The sequence below is a fragment of the Bradyrhizobium jicamae genome (assembly GCF_018130215.1).
Taxonomy (GTDB): Bacteria; Pseudomonadota; Alphaproteobacteria; order Rhizobiales; family Xanthobacteraceae; genus Bradyrhizobium; species Bradyrhizobium jicamae_A.
Genome location: NZ_JAFCKQ010000002.1, coordinates 543,941 through 559,524, shown reverse-complemented (window position 1 = coordinate 559,524; position 15,584 = coordinate 543,941). Strand labels below are relative to the sequence as shown.

General features: G+C 66.0%; 14 protein-coding genes. 2 read left to right on the top strand and 12 right to left on the bottom strand.

What is annotated here, in order from left to right:
• Positions 1-23: 23 nt before the first annotated feature.
• From pncA to JQ586_RS05515, 12 genes are all read right to left on the bottom strand, one after another.
• Positions 24-644: a bifunctional nicotinamidase/pyrazinamidase gene (pncA, locus tag JQ586_RS05570; protein ID WP_212393477.1), complete on the bottom strand. Its 621-nt coding sequence runs from the start codon at positions 642-644 to the stop codon at positions 24-26.
• 4 nt (positions 645-648) lie between these two features.
• Positions 649-1,461, bottom strand: coding sequence for an aspartate dehydrogenase (locus JQ586_RS05565; protein WP_409334477.1), 813 nt, complete (start codon positions 1,459-1,461; stop codon positions 649-651).
• On the bottom strand, positions 1,461-2,843 hold the full coding sequence (locus tag JQ586_RS05560; protein WP_249147290.1) for a M20/M25/M40 family metallo-hydrolase: 1,383 nt from the start codon (positions 2,841-2,843) through the stop codon (positions 1,461-1,463). Before JQ586_RS05560 ends, JQ586_RS05565 begins: the two co-directional genes overlap by 1 nt.
• 144 nt (positions 2,844-2,987) lie before the next feature.
• The gene (locus tag JQ586_RS05555; protein WP_212393474.1) at positions 2,988-3,479 is read right to left on the bottom strand and encodes a Rid family hydrolase; all 492 of its coding nucleotides are present in this window, start codon (positions 3,477-3,479) and stop codon (positions 2,988-2,990) included.
• 21 nt (positions 3,480-3,500) lie between these two features.
• Positions 3,501-3,911, bottom strand: a complete 411-nt coding sequence (locus JQ586_RS05550; RefSeq protein WP_249147289.1) for a cytochrome c — start codon at positions 3,909-3,911, stop codon at positions 3,501-3,503.
• A complete protein-coding gene (locus tag JQ586_RS05545; RefSeq protein WP_212393473.1) occupies positions 3,908-5,500 on the bottom strand; it encodes a flavin monoamine oxidase family protein in 1,593 nt (530 codons plus the stop codon). The genes JQ586_RS05550 and JQ586_RS05545 overlap by 4 nt, the downstream gene beginning before the upstream one ends.
• Positions 5,501-5,606: 106 nt before the next feature.
• A complete protein-coding gene (locus tag JQ586_RS05540; RefSeq protein ID WP_212393472.1) occupies positions 5,607-6,356 on the bottom strand; it encodes a hypothetical protein in 750 nt (249 codons plus the stop codon).
• Positions 6,357-7,096: 740 nt separating this feature from the next.
• Positions 7,097-8,530: an amidase family protein gene (locus JQ586_RS05535; RefSeq protein ID WP_212393471.1), complete on the bottom strand. Its 1,434-nt coding sequence runs from the start codon at positions 8,528-8,530 to the stop codon at positions 7,097-7,099.
• A gap of 51 nt (positions 8,531-8,581) precedes the next feature.
• Entirely contained in the window at positions 8,582-10,000 is a 1,419-nt protein-coding gene (locus JQ586_RS05530) for an amidase family protein (protein WP_212393470.1), read from the bottom strand.
• Positions 10,001-10,025: 25 nt separating this feature from the next.
• Entirely contained in the window at positions 10,026-10,820 is a 795-nt protein-coding gene (locus JQ586_RS05525) for a FadR/GntR family transcriptional regulator (RefSeq protein WP_212393469.1), read from the bottom strand.
• Between the two features lie 128 nt (positions 10,821-10,948).
• Positions 10,949-12,070, bottom strand: coding sequence for an amino acid ABC transporter permease (locus JQ586_RS05520; RefSeq protein WP_212393468.1), 1,122 nt, complete (start codon positions 12,068-12,070; stop codon positions 10,949-10,951).
• Position 12,071: 1 nt separating this feature from the next.
• Positions 12,072-13,259, bottom strand: a complete 1,188-nt coding sequence (locus tag JQ586_RS05515; RefSeq protein WP_212393467.1) for an ABC transporter permease subunit — start codon at positions 13,257-13,259, stop codon at positions 12,072-12,074.
• Between the two features lie 81 nt (positions 13,260-13,340).
• Between JQ586_RS05515 and JQ586_RS05510 the strand changes: the two genes are divergently transcribed.
• Positions 13,341-14,216, top strand: coding sequence for a MurR/RpiR family transcriptional regulator (locus JQ586_RS05510; protein ID WP_212393466.1), 876 nt, complete (start codon positions 13,341-13,343; stop codon positions 14,214-14,216).
• 5 nt (positions 14,217-14,221) lie between these two features.
• A complete protein-coding gene (locus tag JQ586_RS05505) occupies positions 14,222-15,571 on the top strand; it encodes an aspartate aminotransferase family protein (protein WP_212393465.1) in 1,350 nt (449 codons plus the stop codon).
• Positions 15,572-15,584 lie beyond the last annotated feature (13 nt).

Sequence of the window (15,584 nt, the reverse complement as noted above, 5' to 3'; positions counted from 1 at the left end):
GTTTTGCCCACATTCGACAGCACTCAAACGATGCCCTCCACCAATTCGACACCTGCCTCCGCCATCGCCTTGGTGGCAGCCACAAGCGAGCCCGCCAGATCAATGGCGCGGCAGCCCGACAGCACCACGATCGTCTCGAAGCCGAGCCGCAGCGCATCCAGCGCCGAATACTGAACGCAGTAATCGGTCGCGAGCCCCGCCATCACGACGCGTTTGAGGCCGCGCTCGCGCAAATATCCGGCAAGCCCTGTCGGGGTTGTCCGGTCGTTCTCGAAGAACGCCGAGTAGGAATCGATCGCCGCACGAAAGCCCTTGCGGATGACGAGTTCGGCCCTGTCGGTTGCAAGCCCCGGATGGAACGCGGCGCCCGGCGTGCCCTGGATGCAGTGATCCGGCCACAGCGTCTGCTGGCCGTAGGGCATCGTGACCATCGAGAACGGCGCCGCCCCCGGATGCGACGACGCAAACGAGCTGTGGCCCGCCGGGTGCCAGTCCTGGGTCAGCGCGACGTGATCGAAGCGCCCGGCGAGCCGGTTGATGATCGGCACCACGCCATCGCCGTCGGCGACCGCCAGCGCTCCGCCCGGGCAGAAATCGTTCTGCACGTCGATGATGAGCAGGAGATCGTCGGGCCCGACCTTCATCGCCTCAGGTCCCGATCCGCAGCGAGGCGCGCAGCTTGCGCAGGCAGGCGATGACTGACAGCGCGGTGATGCGGCCGGTCTTCGGGTTCTCCGACGGAATGTTCTCGATCATCATCGAGAACCGCGCGGAATCGGAATCGACCTCGATCCGATGGGTGTTGCGCGTCACCGTCGGATCGGCCCAGATCTCCACCCGGGTGCGATCGGGGCCGATGCCGGCGAGCGACAGCGCCACCGCGACGTTGAGATTGGCCGGAAATCCCCTTGCCGCCTCGCGCGCGCTGCCTTCGAAGATGCGCAGCGGCTCGGTGATGCCTTCGATCCGGATGTCGTTCTCGACCAGATGCGGCGCGCCGACCAGCCCCGCGACCGGCTTGCGTGTCACGAGCCTTGCCGAATGGATGGTGCCGACCGCCGCTGCGGTCACGGCATCGAGCCCGATCAGCGCGCCGGTCGGCACGATGATCTGGCCGCCATGTGCCCTGGCGAGATCGACGAGGTCCTCGTTCTGCAACAGCGCGCCGACGCTGAGCACGATCGCAGTCTTGCCGCGCTCGACCACGGGCGCGACGATCGAGCGGACTACCTTGCTCGGCGCGCATTCGACCACGATGTCGGCGACCTCGGCGAGTTCGTCGATCGGCACGATCTTTGGCGCAGATTTGAGACCCGCGACCCAGCCGCGATGCTTGTCCGGGCTGCTCGCGGACACCGCAATCAGGCTCAAGCCCTCGATGCCCTGATCGAGCGCCCTGACGACATCAGCGCCGATCGCACCCAGGCCGGCAACCGCGACACGGGTCCTTGTCTTGTCCATCATGCCTTCCCACCGGCCAGCATCTTGACCAGGCGATAGAGGTATTCCTGGCCCTCATAGAAGGACTTCACCAGCACGCGCTCGTCCTTGCCGTGATTCCTGTTGTCGTCGACATCGGCGCCAAGGCCGGAGTGACCGTAGGTCGGAATCCCCGCGTTGCGCAGATAGCTGCCGTCCGTGGCCCCCGTGCTCATGACCGGCACGATCGCGGCATCCGGCCAGAACTCCTTCGACAGCTTCTCGATCGACCCCATGACCTCCTCGTTGAGCGGCGATGGCGGGCTCAGCACCGCATGGCCGGTCGGCTTCACCTCGATCTGCCTGTCGTCGAGCACACGCTCGAGCGTCGCCTGCACGCCGTCGACCGGCTCGCCAGGCAGGATGCGGCAATTGACCTTCGCAGTCGCAAGCTGCGGCAGCGCGTTGAGGGCGTGACCGCCTTCGAGCATGGTGGCGACGCAGGTGGTGCGAAGCTGTGCGTTGTATCCGGGGCTTTCCGACAACCGCGCCGCCGCGGCGGGATCGGGCTGCGGCGCCAGGATGGCGCGGATGTCGTCGGCCCGCTTGGTGTCGACCTCGGCGGTTTTCGCGAAATAGGTCCGGGTGGTCTCGTTGAGATTCACCGGGAAACTGTATTTGGAGAGCCGAACGAGCCCCTCGGCGAGGCGATAGATCGCGTTGTCCTTGCGCGGCAGCGAAGAGTGGCCGCCGCTGTCCTTCACGGTGAGCTGATAGCCGACCGAGACCTTTTCGCTGGTCTGCACGCTGTTGCGGATCGCCTTGCCGTTCTTCAGGCCGACACCGCCGCCCTCGTTCAGCGCGAACTCTGCATCGATCAGGTCGCGGTGGTTCTTGATCAGCCACTGCATGCCGAGACCGTTGGCATCGAGGATTTCCTCGTCGGTCTCCAATGCCACGATGATGTCGCGGTCGGGCCGGTAACCTTCTTTCTTGTAGCGGATCAGATTGTTGATGAAGGTCGCGGCCATGTATTTGTCGTCGCTGGAGCCACGGCCGTAGAAATAGCCGTCCTGCTCGGTCAGCTTGAACGGATCGAGCGACCAGTCCTCGCGGTTGGCGGGCACGACGTCGAGATGCGCGACCAGCAGGATCGGCTTGCGCGCGCCGGAGCCGTGCAACCGGGCCACCAGATTGCCCTTGTGCGGTGCCGGCGAGAACACGTGGACGTCGTCTTCAGGGAAACCGGCCGCGCGCAGCCGCGCCCCCATCGCCTCGGCCGCCTTCTGGGTGTCGCCGGTCGCGGTCGTGGTATTGATCTCGACCAGTTCCTGATAGATGCCGCGCGCGAATTGCTGCTGCTCGGTCAATCCCTCCGCCGCGACACCTCTCGCCAGCAGGACCGGGGCAACAGCGGCAGTCATGAGCAGCGATCGAAGCGCCTTTCGAGCCTTGTCTGACATCTCTCTTGCACTCCCGGGATCCCACCGCCTCTTTCGCCCGATACAGACAGGCGCTGCGAGATTTGGCAAGACGACGAGCCCTTCGATTTCCGCGCGCAAGCCCGTCTATTTCGCATTGTCCCTGGCCGCGATTACCTCGATCTCGACCAGGAAGCCGGGATTGGCGAGCGCGGCGACACCGACCACGGAACGCGCCGGCAGGTTCGGCTGGCCGCCGCCGAAGAACTGGGTGTAGCCCTCCATGAAGGCCTTGAAGTCCATCGGCGCGGATGCGCTGTGCACCAGGAACACCTGCATCTTGATCACGTCGCCCATGCCGAGCCCCTGACCCTCCAGTATCCCCTTGATGCGGTTGAGCACACCGACGGTCTGGGTCCTGGTGTCGCCATAGGCCTGCGGGCTCGCCGCATCGGCATCCTTGTTGACGACCGGCGGCACCTGGCCGCTGACATAGACGGTCGTCGTGTTGCCGGTGACCGTCACGGACTGCGCGATCGGGAACGTGGAATTCGGGATCGGATGGCGGACCACGTCAGCGCTTGCAGCAGTCGCCGCGATCGAGAGCGTCGCTGCCAGTACAAGGTTTACGAATTTCATGCTTCCCCCGTGGATCATGCTCTAGCGACGCGCATCCTGAACGTCCTTTGCCGTCACCGCATCCTGGAAGTCGTTGCCGAAATGCGTGCGCAGGTAGTTCACGACGGCGGCGACCTGGCCATCGGTCATCATGTCGCCGAATGCCGGCATGCCGCGGCGGCCGTTGACGACCAGGAAGATCGGGTAGGCGCCGGATTCGAGATTCTTGTTGGCGGCGAGCGACGGATAGGTCCCGGCGCCGGAGGCTCCCATCGCATCCGGCATGTGACAGCCCTGGCAGACATTGGCGAACAGCTCCTCGCCGGTCATCTCGACGAAGCGGTAGCCGTCGCTGAACGTGCGCCGGCCGGCGGCACTGTCCTGCCCGATCGCCGCGGTCGCCGACAGCAGGGTCAGCACAGCGATCAACGAGGCCATCAGGCGCATCATCATGTCTTCACCACGCGTTCATGCAGCCGTCCGATCGCATCGAGCGAGGACAGGATCGCGCCCTCCTGCCACGCCGGCAGGTCGGACGCATGCTCGCCTGCGAGCACGATGCGGCCGTCGATCTGGCAGAGATTGCGGTAATGCTGCGCGCGGCCGGCGTCGCTCCATTCGCCGCTGCAGCCGAGCGTGAACGGCACCCGATGCCAGGCCACCGCGACGCCGGTCTCGAACTCGTCTTTATATTGCGGATGGATCAGGGAGCCGAACTCGACGGCGCTCGCGACCCGCTCGGCCGGCGTCATCGCGGTGAACTCGTAGGCATTGGCACCCTCGAAAAGGTAGGCGCCGAGCAGGATGCCGCGGCCGCTGCGATTGAAACCGTAATTCGGATAGGCGATCTGCCGGATCGGCAGGTCGGTGAAGCTGATCCCGCCATAGATCGCCTCGTCCTCTTCCCAGAAGCGGCGCTTGAACTGCAACCCGATCTTCACCGAGGCGGCATAGGGCACGGCCTCGATCGCATTCTTCATCGGCGCGCCGACATCGATCGGCAACTGGCTCAGGATCGAGAGCGGAATGGTGCAGACGCACCAGTCGGCGGTGGCCTGCTGCACGGCGGACGGATTGACCGCATCGACATAGCTCACGGTGACGCCGGAGCCGTTCTGCTGGATCTGCGTCACCTTGGCATTATAGCGGATGAGATCGCCGACCTCGCGGGCGAACGCCTTGCCGATCATGTCCATGCCGCCGACCGGCTGGAACATCGTGGTCTGGAAATTGTAGCGCGCAAAGGACTGCAGAGCGAGCCACAGCCGCGAGCGCAGGATCTCCGGCAGCGCGATCGGATCGCTCGGCAGCGGATCTGCGGTCAACCCGCCGCCGGGATCGCGGCTATAACCGCGGAACTCGGCGGAGCCGAGATTGGCATTGTATTTGTAGTCGCGATCGAGCGCGCCCCAGGCGCGCAGCGCCTGCAACAGGATCTCCTGATCCTCCTTCGTAACGGCTTCGTCGAGCTTGCCCTGTTGCGTGACCTTGGCGAGCAGCTCCGAGACCTGCCCCTGGAAATCCGCCTTGATGCTGCGGACGCGCTGCGGCCTGCCGTGGAATGCCCGCGTCGTGTGCAGATAGGCGTTGTGGTTGAGCTGGATGAAGGGTTCCAGCGCAACGTTGAGGCGCCGGCAATAGTCGAGCAGCGCGCGATGATGATAGGGAATCCGCCACGGGCCGGGATTGATGTAGAGTCCCTCTTCGAACTCGCACTTCTGCCTGTGGCCGCCGAGTTCGACGAAGCTGTCGCCGCCGCGGATCGTCCAGTTGCGGCCGCCGGCACGGCTGTTGAACTCGAGGATCTGGACCTTGTAGCCGGCCTTGCGGAGCTCGAGCGCCGCGGTCATGCCCGCGAGCCCTGCGCCGAGGATCAGCACGGAGGCACCTTTCGGGTCGCCCGCGAGCCTGAGCGGGCCCTTGTAGGCGGATTCCGAGGCGAAGCCGAGGCTCGTCATCGCATGATACATCGCCGAGCTTCCGGCGATGGTACCGATCAGCGTGAGCAGGTCGCGCCGCTTGATCACAGATCCGTCCTGCACCTGCGTTCACCCAGCCGCATTGATCGTTCGAGAAAGGAAACGACAGACGCGCGCGGTGTCAAGAATGGGCTCGCCATTCCGCCTACCCACACGCGCTTTTGATGCATCAGACGACACGCTCGCGATGCACGCGCCGGCAATCCATCTCGTAGTCGAGCCCGATTACCGGCGGCCGGTCGAAATGCCAAGTCAGGCCGTTGTGCAGCACGCCGCGCCGGCCGAGTTCGCGTTCGAGGACGGGATAGACGTCATATACCGTGTAAAGTTGCACTGCGGTGGTGTCCGCCCACGCGCCTCCGAACGCGCGCATCCGCCGCTCCATCTCGTCCAGCACGAATTTTGCCTTGGCAAGCATGCCGCCCGGGCCGGTGTCGCCGGGCGCAACGACGTGGTCGCGATAGTTTGCCTTGCCCTCGACCGATTCCCCGCTGCCAGCCACCACAAAACTGTCGGGCGCTTCGGTCGCCGGCACGGTGTAGGAGAAGGCGTGGAAGCTCGGTTCCGCAGGCGGATTGATCCTTGGACACACATTGCTGCGCGCCACCGGATTGACGCCGTCGCGCATCACGCCCCATTCGATCAAGGTCTTGATGTAGGTCGCGTTGAACGCCTTGAAGCCGTCCTCGGTGAACGGTGCCGGCGAACGCAATTCGCAGGCGCCGAACGCGGTGAGCGGCCGCCCCGCAGCCTTGATGATTTCAGCGATCCGCGCAAAGCCCGCCGTCAACGGCACCGGCTCGCTGAACCTGACCCGTTCGATGGCAAAGCCCGATAGCGCGGCGATGCCGCAGGAATACTGGCTGACACCCGGCATGAAGCGATAGCCGCTGTCGGGGGCTTCGACGGTGTGGGTCATGTCGCCTCTTTTGACGTGGACGGTGACGCGACTTCCAGTGGATGCGTTCGTCGCGACGATGTCAAACGGCATGGTGCTCGCCCAGACTTCAGTGTCGTCCCGGCCTAGTGCGAAATTGCGCACCGGGACGACAGCGAGGATGTGGCGCGAGCTCACGAGTCATACACCCGCATTCTCGCGACATGAATTGTCCGAGCTTTGCTTCGTTTCGCCCTCTCATCTTGCAGAGGGCGCAGGGAAAGCCGGGTGCCGATCGCACCCATGGGCCCGGTGCAACAAAAAAGCACCGGGGTAGGACCACAGGTGTAACCGGAGCAATCCGGCTTTCCCTGCGCGATGGTTTACGGCTTATACGTGCTCCCCCCGGTGAGACTGGGCTTGCTTGTCACCGTCTCGCGAAGACGCTTTCGCATCTCGCGGGAGACACCTGCCACTAGGGCGTCAGGCCTGCACGATTTCGCCGTCCGCTATCCGCCGCGACCGTCAATCGCGACATCGGCGTCCACCGCATCCCACCACAACGTTCGTGACGACCGCGAAGCGCCCCTCGAGCGGGTGAGACGGGAAACTCTATACACTGATTTGGCGTTACGATAAACCGAAATATTTTTGCCGCGAGGGCTTGCGCCGTCGGGCAAATCAGTGATTGCGCGTGACGGACGAACGCTGAGAGGTTCCCTCCCCACCCTCCCCCACAAGGGGGAGGGTGCCTGAGAGACCTGCTCAACTCACAGGCGTCATTACCGCGAGCGCGCCCACAATTGCTTCGACAAGACACCCACTTTGCCCTCGATGGCCTCGGCGGCATCGAGGCACATGTCCTCGCGATAGCGCGAGCCGATGATCTGGACGCCGACCGGCAATCCCTCATGCAGGCCGACCGGCACCACCGCGGACGGCAGGCCGAGCACGTTGATCGACGAGATGAAGCGAAGATCGTTCCAGAAGATCTCCTTGACGCGCTGATCGCCGCCGAGATCCGCGTTGACCTCCGGCGTCTGGCGCACGGTGGTCGGCGCCAGCACCAGCGGGTATTCCTCGAGGAACAGCATCCAGTTCCTGATGTGGCGTGACCGCTCGGCGATCGCCTTCATGTAGCCGGCCTGGTCGAGCGGGTTCGCGAGCGCCATGAAGCCATGGAACGTCTTCTTGAAGTCCGCGCTGGCCGCCGCCAGCATCTGGTCCTGCTGCAGGATTCGGGTTTCGGTCATGATCAGGTCGCACCAGAGCTGCCAGACCTTGTTGAGATCGGGGACCTCGACCTCGCTGACCGCATAGCCGGCGTCGGCCAGATGATCGGCGGCCCTGCGCTGGAGTGCGATCACACCGCGATCGGTCGCCATGTCTTCGGGGATCCTTGCCAGCGCGACCTTGATCGCGCCCTCGCGCTTCGGTCCCTTGAGCGGCGCCGGCACCCACCAGGGATCGCGCGGATCGCGTTGCGCCATCACCTCGAGGCCGAGGCGGACGTCGGCGACCCGGCGCGCCAGGGGCCCTTGCGACGACATGAACTGCGCCATCAGCGGCCGCTCCGCGGTCGCGCTCGGATTGAAGGCCGGGATGCGGCCCTGGGTCGGCTTGATGGTGGCGATGCCGTTGCAATGCGCCGGCCAGCGCAGCGAGCCCCCGATGTCATTGCCATGCGCGATGGTGCCGATGCCGGCGGCGATGGAAGCCCCCGCGCCGCCCGACGATCCGCCGCACGTGATCGCCGGATTCCAGGGATTGCGGGTCAAGCCGTGCAACGGATTGTCGGTGAAGCCGCGCAACGAGAATTCGGGCGTATTGGTCAGGCCAATGATGACCGCGCCGGCCTTCCTGAGATTGGCAGTCACCGGAGAGTCACCCGGCGCGATATTGTCCTTGAACGCCACGACGCCGTTGGAGTTGGCCTGGCCCTCGACGTCGATATTGATCTTGATCGTGACCGGCACGCCATGCAGCCCGCCGACGTCATTGCCCCCGCGCTTGCTCTTCGCCAGCGCCTCGTCCGCGGCCTTCGCGGCTTTCAATGCGGCCTCGCCGAGGTCGACGACGACGGCGTTGAGCGCGGGGTTGGCCTCTTGCATGCGGTCGAGATGGGCGCGCACGACCTGCTCCGAGGCCACCTCGCCATTCCTGATCGCATTGGCCGTCTCCACGGCGGACCACTGCCAGATGGGTGAATTCGTCATGTGCTCCCTCTCCTTCTCTTGATGTTTCTTCAGACTTGCCCGCCGTGCCGTTCAGTCCCGCGGATCGATCGGCGTCAGCGTCGATGCGCGCGCCTCGATCACCTCGGCGGCCGCGAGACATACATCCTCGCGGAAACGTCCGGCGACCACCTGCACGCCGACCGGCGTGTCACCGGCGATTCCGGTCGGCACCACGACCGACGGGAAGCCGAGCGCGGGGACGGCGAGCAGCGGCCGCTGGGCGTCGAGCAGCGCACGCACCACCGTATCGTCCTCCTGGTCCTGATCGTAACGGAACGGCAGTTGTGCCGACACCGGAAGGATGAGGATGGGATACCGCTCCTGGAACAGCTGCCAGGCGCGCACGATTGCCAACCGCTGCTCGAAGCAGGCGAGCACCTGATCACCGTCGAGCTCTGGCGCATAGGCAACATGGCAATCCAGATTGTAGCGGCTCTTCGCGTCGCCGAACTTGCGGATCGCGGGAGCGAGCGTGCGCCGCTCTTCGTTGATGACGAGGCGATGCCAGAGATCGGCAGCCTCGGCGAGGCGCGGCGGCAGCGTCTCCTCCACCGCAAAGCCGGCCTCCGCGAGCCAGCGCCCGGCGGTATGGATTGCCGCGCTCACCTCGGGCGCCTCGTCGCCGAACGGCCGAGGCGCGATCGCAACCCCGATCGGCCGTTTCAGCGCGGTGCCCTGCAAGGACACCGGCATCCAAGTTCCGTCGCGCATGTCCGGCTGCGCCATCGCGGCGAGACCGAGCCGCAGGTCGGCGACGGAGCGCGCGAGCGGCCCCTGCACGGACATCATCTGCGCGGTGATCGGACGATCAGATGTTGCCGACGGGTTGAACGAGGGAATGCGCCCGGGGGTGGGACGCAGGCCGGCGACACCGCAGGCATAGGCGGGATAACGGATCGAGCCGCCGAAATCATTGCCGTGCGCGATGGCGCCGATGCCGGCGGCCACCGACGACGCTGCGCCGCCGCTCGAGCCGCCCGGCGTCAGCCGCTTGCCCCACGGATTGTAGGTCGCGCCGTGCAGGTCGTTGTTGGTGAACCAGCGGTGCGAGAAGGCCGGCGTGTTGGTGCGGCCGACAATGACCGCGCCCGCCTTGCGAAAGTTCGCGACCACCGGGCTGTCCTCGGTCGCAATGACGTCGCGGAAGGCCACGACGCCATTGGTGGTGGCGCAGCCGCGCTGGTCGACATTGACCTTGGTCGTGACGGGGACACCGTGCAGCGGCCCGAGCTCTGCCCCCGACTTCACCGCGGCATCCGCCGCATCAGCCGCCGCCAGCGCCTCATCGGCGAGCACCTCGACCACGGCGTTCAATGCCGGATTCACCTTTGCGATGCGATCGAGGCTCGACTTGACGGCCTGCCGGCTCGAGATCGCGCGGGCCGCGATCGCGCGCGCCAGCTCGACGGCCGACCAGCTCCACAGTTCATCGTCGCGCCGTGTGACCATTGCTTCCTCCAACGGGTGATACGCCTTAGTCGAGCCGCAACGGCTCACGGAAAACCGGCTGATCGATGCCGCGGTCGGCGGCGGGAACGACGATCGCTTCGGCGCTGAGCACGTGATCCAGCATCACGCGCCGGGCGCGCGCGGCATTGCCGGAGCGGAACGCACTCATCAGGCGCTTGTGGAAGTCGACGTTCTCGCAGGTGAAGCTCGCAGCGAATTCCTGCACCCCCGATCTGCCGATCAGATGACGGATCGCCTCGTTGACGAAGCGGCAGACAAGGCCGAGCAGCGGGTTGGGGCAGGCATCGATCAGGATGTCGTGGAAATCGATCTCGGCGTGGCGATGATGCTCCCAGTCGGCGTCGCCGCCGGGGTGATGCTCCTGCACGGCGATCGCCTGCTCCAGTGCCTCGAAATGCAGAGCCGTGAGGTGGCCGACCACGCTGGAGGCGAGCTCCGGCTCGATCAGGCGGCGGATCTGGTAGATCTGCGCGGCGCTGACCGACTGGAAATAGAAATAGTTGCTGAGCAGGCCGACGATCCGGTTGATCGACACCGGCGCGACGCGCGCTCCGCCCCCCGGACCGGTGGTGTTCTGCACCAACCCCTGCACCTCCAGCGATTTGAGCGCCTCGCGGATGGTCGAGCGGCTGCAGCCGAACATCTCGATCAGCTCGGGCTCCTGCGGCAACCGGTCGTCGGGCTTCAGCCCCGCCTGGAAGATATGGCTGCGGATCAGGTCGGCGACGGCATCGGAGCGCTTGCGCTTGATGGACGCACGTCGTGACGGATCGAGGGTTCGGATATCCGGTTTATTCATTTTATCATCATAAATAGATTCAGGATGGCTTTGCAAGACCCTGTCGGGGGAATACGCGCGCCCATGGGCGGGCGCCGACGCGCCCGGGGGCCCATGCATTTGCGGAGAGAGTGACGGAGCCGGCTCGCTCAGGTCGGCGTGCGCTGCGCCTCGAGGCTGCGGCTGTAGCGCGACATCGCGAAGCTGAAGACGAAGTAGATCACGCCGACGAACAGATAGACCTCGACGCTGAAGGATTGCCAGGCCGGATCGACGATCGCGGTCTTGGCGGTCGTCAAGAGGTCGAAGATGCCGATGATCAGGACCAGGCTGGTGTCCTTGAAGAAGGCGAGGAAGGTGTTGACCAGCGGCGGGATGACGTGGCGGATCGCCTGCGGCAGCACGATCAGCGCGTGTTTCTGCCAGTAGGACAGCCCGAGCGCATCGCCGGCTTCATACTGCCCGCGCGGCACCGCCTGCAGGCCGCCGCGCACCACTTCGGCAAGATAGGCGCCGGCATAGAGGATGAAGGCGATCTGCGCGCGCAGCAGTTTGTCGATGTTGACGCCGTCGGGCATGAACAGCGGGAACATCACGCTCGACATGAACAGGAGGCTGATCAGCGGCACACCGCGGATCAGTTCGACGTAGAGCACGCAGAGCGAGCGGATCGCCGGCAGTTTCGAACGGCGGCCCAGCGCGACGAGAACCCCGAGCGGAAAGCCGAAGGCGAGCCCGAAGGTCGCGAGGATCAGTGTCACCGGCAGGCCGCCCCAGCGATCCTGCGAGACAAAGGACATGCCGAACAGGCCGCCCCACATCAGAACGCCGATCGCGATCAGCGCGGCGGCCCAGACCAGGAACAGCTCCTTGCGCCAGAAGCTGCGCCGGCTCGAGACGATGAACAGCGCGATGAAGATCAGAACCGCCAGCGCCGGCCGCCACTGCTCGTCGAACGGATAGGTGCCGAACAGGATGAAGCGATATTTTTCGGGGACCACCGCCCAGCAGGCGCCCAGCCCGCGCACCGAGCGACAGGCGCCGGTGTCGCTGCCGGGGACACTCCAGACCGCATTCGCGATGCCCCATTGCCAGAGGCTGAAACAGGCCTTGCCGAGCAGGAACAGCAGCAACAGCGTCACGATGCCCGACGGGATCGAGGGGAACAGGTTGGCGCGCAGCCAGGCCACGATCGCGCCGCCGAGCGTCCGCTGCACGCGCGGCCTGCCGATCGGCAGCGGATCCTGCGGAAGGTGCGCGACCGAGCTCATGTCAGCGCTCCACCAGCGCGATCCGCGCATTGTACCAGTTCATGAAGAAGCTGATGCCGAGGCTGATGGTCAGGAACACCATCATGATCAGCGCGATCGACTCGATCGCCTGCCCGGTCTGGTTCAGCGTGGTGTTGGCGATCGAGACGATGTCCTGGTAGCCGACGGCGACCGCGAGCGAGGAGTTTTTCGTCAGGTTCAGATACTGGCTCGTCATCGGCGGGATGATGACGCGAAGCGCCTGCGGCAGCACGATGTGCTGGAGCGCGAAGCTCCTCTTCAGCCCCAGTGCCTTGGCGGCATCCCACTGCCCGCGCGGCACCGCCTGGATGCCGCTGCGCACGATCTCGGCGATGAAGGCCGAGGTGTAGGTGACGAGCGCGATCAGCAGCGCGAAATATTCCGGCGCCAGGGTCAAGCCGCCGACGAAGTTGAAACCGCGCAGCTCGGGCAGCGTGATGCTCCAGCTTGCGCCTGCGAGGTACGAGACCAGCGCCGGCAGCGCGACCACGAGGCCGAGCGCATAGGGCCAGGCCGGCCGCGCCCGGCCGTCCAGCATCTGCTGCGCGATCAGGCGCCGCCTGACCAGCTGCAGCACGATCAGGCCCGCGATCAGCGCCAGGATCGTCCACCAATTCGGCGCGCTGAGCGGAATCGACGGCAGGATCAGTCCGCGATTGGACAGGAACACGCCCTCGACCGGTTTCCATGCCTGCCGCGCCGCCGGCAGTCCCTGCATCAACACGTACCAGAACAGCAATTGCAGCAGGAGCGGCAGGTCCCGCAGCACCTCGACATAGACGGCGGCAAGCCGCGACAGCAGCCAGTTGGTCGACAGCCGCGCGATGCCGACCAGCGTGCCGACCACCGTCGCCAGCACGATGCCGATGACCGCGACGCGCAGCGTGTTGACGATGCCGACGATGAAGGCCCGCAGATAGGTGTTCTTGGGCGAATAGTCGATCCAGCTGTCGGCGATCGGCATGCCGGCTTCGCGGCCGAGGAAGGCGAAGCCGGTCGAGATCCGGCGCACCGACAGATTGTGCACCGCGTTCGACCACAGGAAGGCGACGATCGCGACCGCGATGCCGACGACCACGACCTGCCAGAACAGGCCGGCCACCCGCGGATCATCAAGCGACAGCCGCCAGGGACGGGCGGGAGGGCGTTTCGGCGTCGATGTCGTCACGGCACGAGGATCCGGGTGGGAAGCGATCGTCTGCGCACTTCATATGTTGCACCAAAACACGTTTCATGCAACATATGTTTCATGGCCCAGGCTCAGGCGAAACCATCGCCCCTCACCGAATTGTGCAGCGCTCTGCCGTCGCTGCCCATGCGGTTGCAGGAGGTCGGCCGATTTGTCGCAGCCAATGATTACGACGCCACCACCCGCTCGATGCGCGAGCTCGCATCGGTCGCCGGCGCCGATCCCGCTTCCTTCACCCGCCTCGCCAAGGCGATCGGCTATTCCGGCTGGGACGAGCTGCGTGCCGCACTCACCGAGGCGCGCCGGCCGCCGCAGGCCTCGCCTTTCTCCGGCCGCGCCAAGGGGCGCCGCGCCGGGCCGAACGCCGATGTCACGCTGGTCAACGAGAAGCTCGAGGCGGAGGCCGCGGGCCTCGCGCGGATCTCGTCGAATGCGATCGCCGACGCCGCGCGCGCCCTGCACAGCGCCGGGCGGATCTGGATCACCGGCTTTCGCAGCTGCCGCAGCGTCGCCGAGCTCCTGACCTACCAGCTCCGCCTGTTCCGGCCCGCCGCCGTGCAGCTGGTCGGCGGCTCCGGCCCCGTTGATCTCGATCACGGCGCCTTCCGCGCCGATGACGCCGTGGTCGTGATCGGCTTCGTCCCCTACACCACGATCAGCGTCGAGACCGCGCGCGCCGCGCACGCGGCCGGCGCGACACTGATCGCGATCGCCGATTCGATCAGCGCGCCGATGGCCGAGGGCGCCGATCACCTTCTGCTGTTCGAAGCCGCGACCTCGCCCGGCTTCTTCCCGAGCCTCACGGGCGCGATCGCGATCGCCCAGTCGCTCGCCGCCGTGACCTTCACGCTGGGCGGCGCAGCCGCCAAGCGCAGGCTGGAAGAAACCGAAGACCGGCTTGCCGAGATGTCGCAATATTTCGTCGAGAAAGGATGAGAGTCATGGCCGCCCAAAACAGCCGCGTGATGCATCGCAGCCTGCGCGAGACCCCGCCGAAGGCAATCGGCGGCGAAGGTGTCTGGCTGATCGCGGAAGACGGCCGCCGCATCCTGGATTCGTCCGGCGGCGCCGCGGTCTCCTGCCTCGGCCACCAGCATCCGCGCGTGCTGGCTGCGATCGCCAGGCAGGCATCCACCCTCGCCTATGCGCATACCGGCTTCTTCTCGTCGGAGCCTGCGGAAGAGCTGGCGGAACGGCTGGTCGGCCACGAGCCCGGCGGACTGGCCTATGCCTATTTCGTCAGCGGCGGATCGGAGGCGATCGAGGCCTCGATCAAGCTGGCGCGGCAGTATTTCATCGAGCGCGGCGAGCCGAAGCGCGCGCGCTTCATCGCCCGACGCCAGAGCTATCACGGCAACACGCTGGGCGCGCTGTCGGCCGGCGGCAACGCCTGGCGCCGCGAGCCCTACGCACCGCTGCTGTCACCGTCGTTCAGCCATGTCACGCCGGCCTTCGCCTATCACGAGAAGCATGACGATGAATCGGAGGCCGCATTCGTGGCGCGCCTTGCCGGCGAGCTGGAAGCCGAATTCCAGCGGCTCGGCCCCGACACGGTCGCGGCCTTCATCGCCGAGCCGGTGGTCGGCGCCACCGCCGGCTGCGTGCCGGCACCGGAAGGCTACTTCAAGGCCGTGCGCGAGATCTGCAATCGCCACGGCGCGCTGCTGATCCTCGACGAGGTGATGTGCGGCATGGGTCGCACCGGCACGCTGCACGCCTGGGAGCAGGAAGGCATTGCGCCCGACATCCAGGCGATCGCCAAGGGGCTCGGCGGCGGCTACCAGCCGATCGGCGCGATGCTCGCCAGCGGCACCATCGTCGACACCGTCCGCAACGGTTCCGGGGCATTCCAGCACGGCCATACCTACCTGGCACATCCGCTCGCCTGCGCCGCGGCGCTCGAGGTGCAGAAGACGATCAGCGAGGAGAAGCTGCTCGACCAGGTCAAGGCGCGTGGCAGGCAGCTCGAGCAGCGGCTGATCGAGCGCTTCGGCAACCACCGCCATGTCGGCGACATCAGGGGCCGCGGCCTGTTCTGGGGCATCGAGCTGGTCGCCGACCGCGCCACGCGGCAATCGTTCGATCCCAAGCTGAAGCTGCACGCGCGGATCAAGGCGGCGGCGTTCGCCGGCGGTCTCGGCTGCTATCCATCGGGCGGCACCGCCGACGGCCAGAGCGGCGACCACGTGCTGCTCGCGCCGCCCTATATCGCGACTTCCGGCGACATCGACATGATCGTCGAAAGACTCGGCGCTGCGGTAGACAGCGCGTTGAAAGATGTTGGTCACTGAGTAGGAGGAGTAC

Coding starts and splice junctions, on each gene's coding strand:
- pncA (WP_212393477.1), bottom strand. CDS start 644: ATGAAGGTCGGGCCCGACGATCTCCTGCTCATCATCGACGTGCAGAAC.
- JQ586_RS05565 (WP_409334477.1), bottom strand. CDS start 1,461: ATGGACAAGACAAGGACCCGTGTCGCGGTTGCCGGCCTGGGTGCGATC.
- JQ586_RS05560 (WP_249147290.1), bottom strand. CDS start 2,843: ATGACTGCCGCTGTTGCCCCGGTCCTGCTGGCGAGAGGTGTCGCGGCG.
- JQ586_RS05555 (WP_212393474.1), bottom strand. CDS start 3,479: ATGAAATTCGTAAACCTTGTACTGGCAGCGACGCTCTCGATCGCGGCG.
- JQ586_RS05550 (WP_249147289.1), bottom strand. CDS start 3,911: ATGATGATGCGCCTGATGGCCTCGTTGATCGCTGTGCTGACCCTGCTG.
- JQ586_RS05540 (WP_212393472.1), bottom strand. CDS start 6,356: ATGACCCACACCGTCGAAGCCCCCGACAGCGGCTATCGCTTCATGCCG.
- JQ586_RS05535 (WP_212393471.1), bottom strand. CDS start 8,530: ATGACGAATTCACCCATCTGGCAGTGGTCCGCCGTGGAGACGGCCAAT.
- JQ586_RS05530 (WP_212393470.1), bottom strand. CDS start 10,000: ATGGTCACACGGCGCGACGATGAACTGTGGAGCTGGTCGGCCGTCGAG.
- JQ586_RS05525 (WP_212393469.1), bottom strand. CDS start 10,820: ATGAATAAACCGGATATCCGAACCCTCGATCCGTCACGACGTGCGTCC.
- JQ586_RS05520 (WP_212393468.1), bottom strand. CDS start 12,070: ATGAGCTCGGTCGCGCACCTTCCGCAGGATCCGCTGCCGATCGGCAGG.
- JQ586_RS05510 (WP_212393466.1), top strand. CDS start 13,341: ATGGCCCAGGCTCAGGCGAAACCATCGCCCCTCACCGAATTGTGCAGC.
- JQ586_RS05505 (WP_212393465.1), top strand. CDS start 14,222: ATGGCCGCCCAAAACAGCCGCGTGATGCATCGCAGCCTGCGCGAGACC.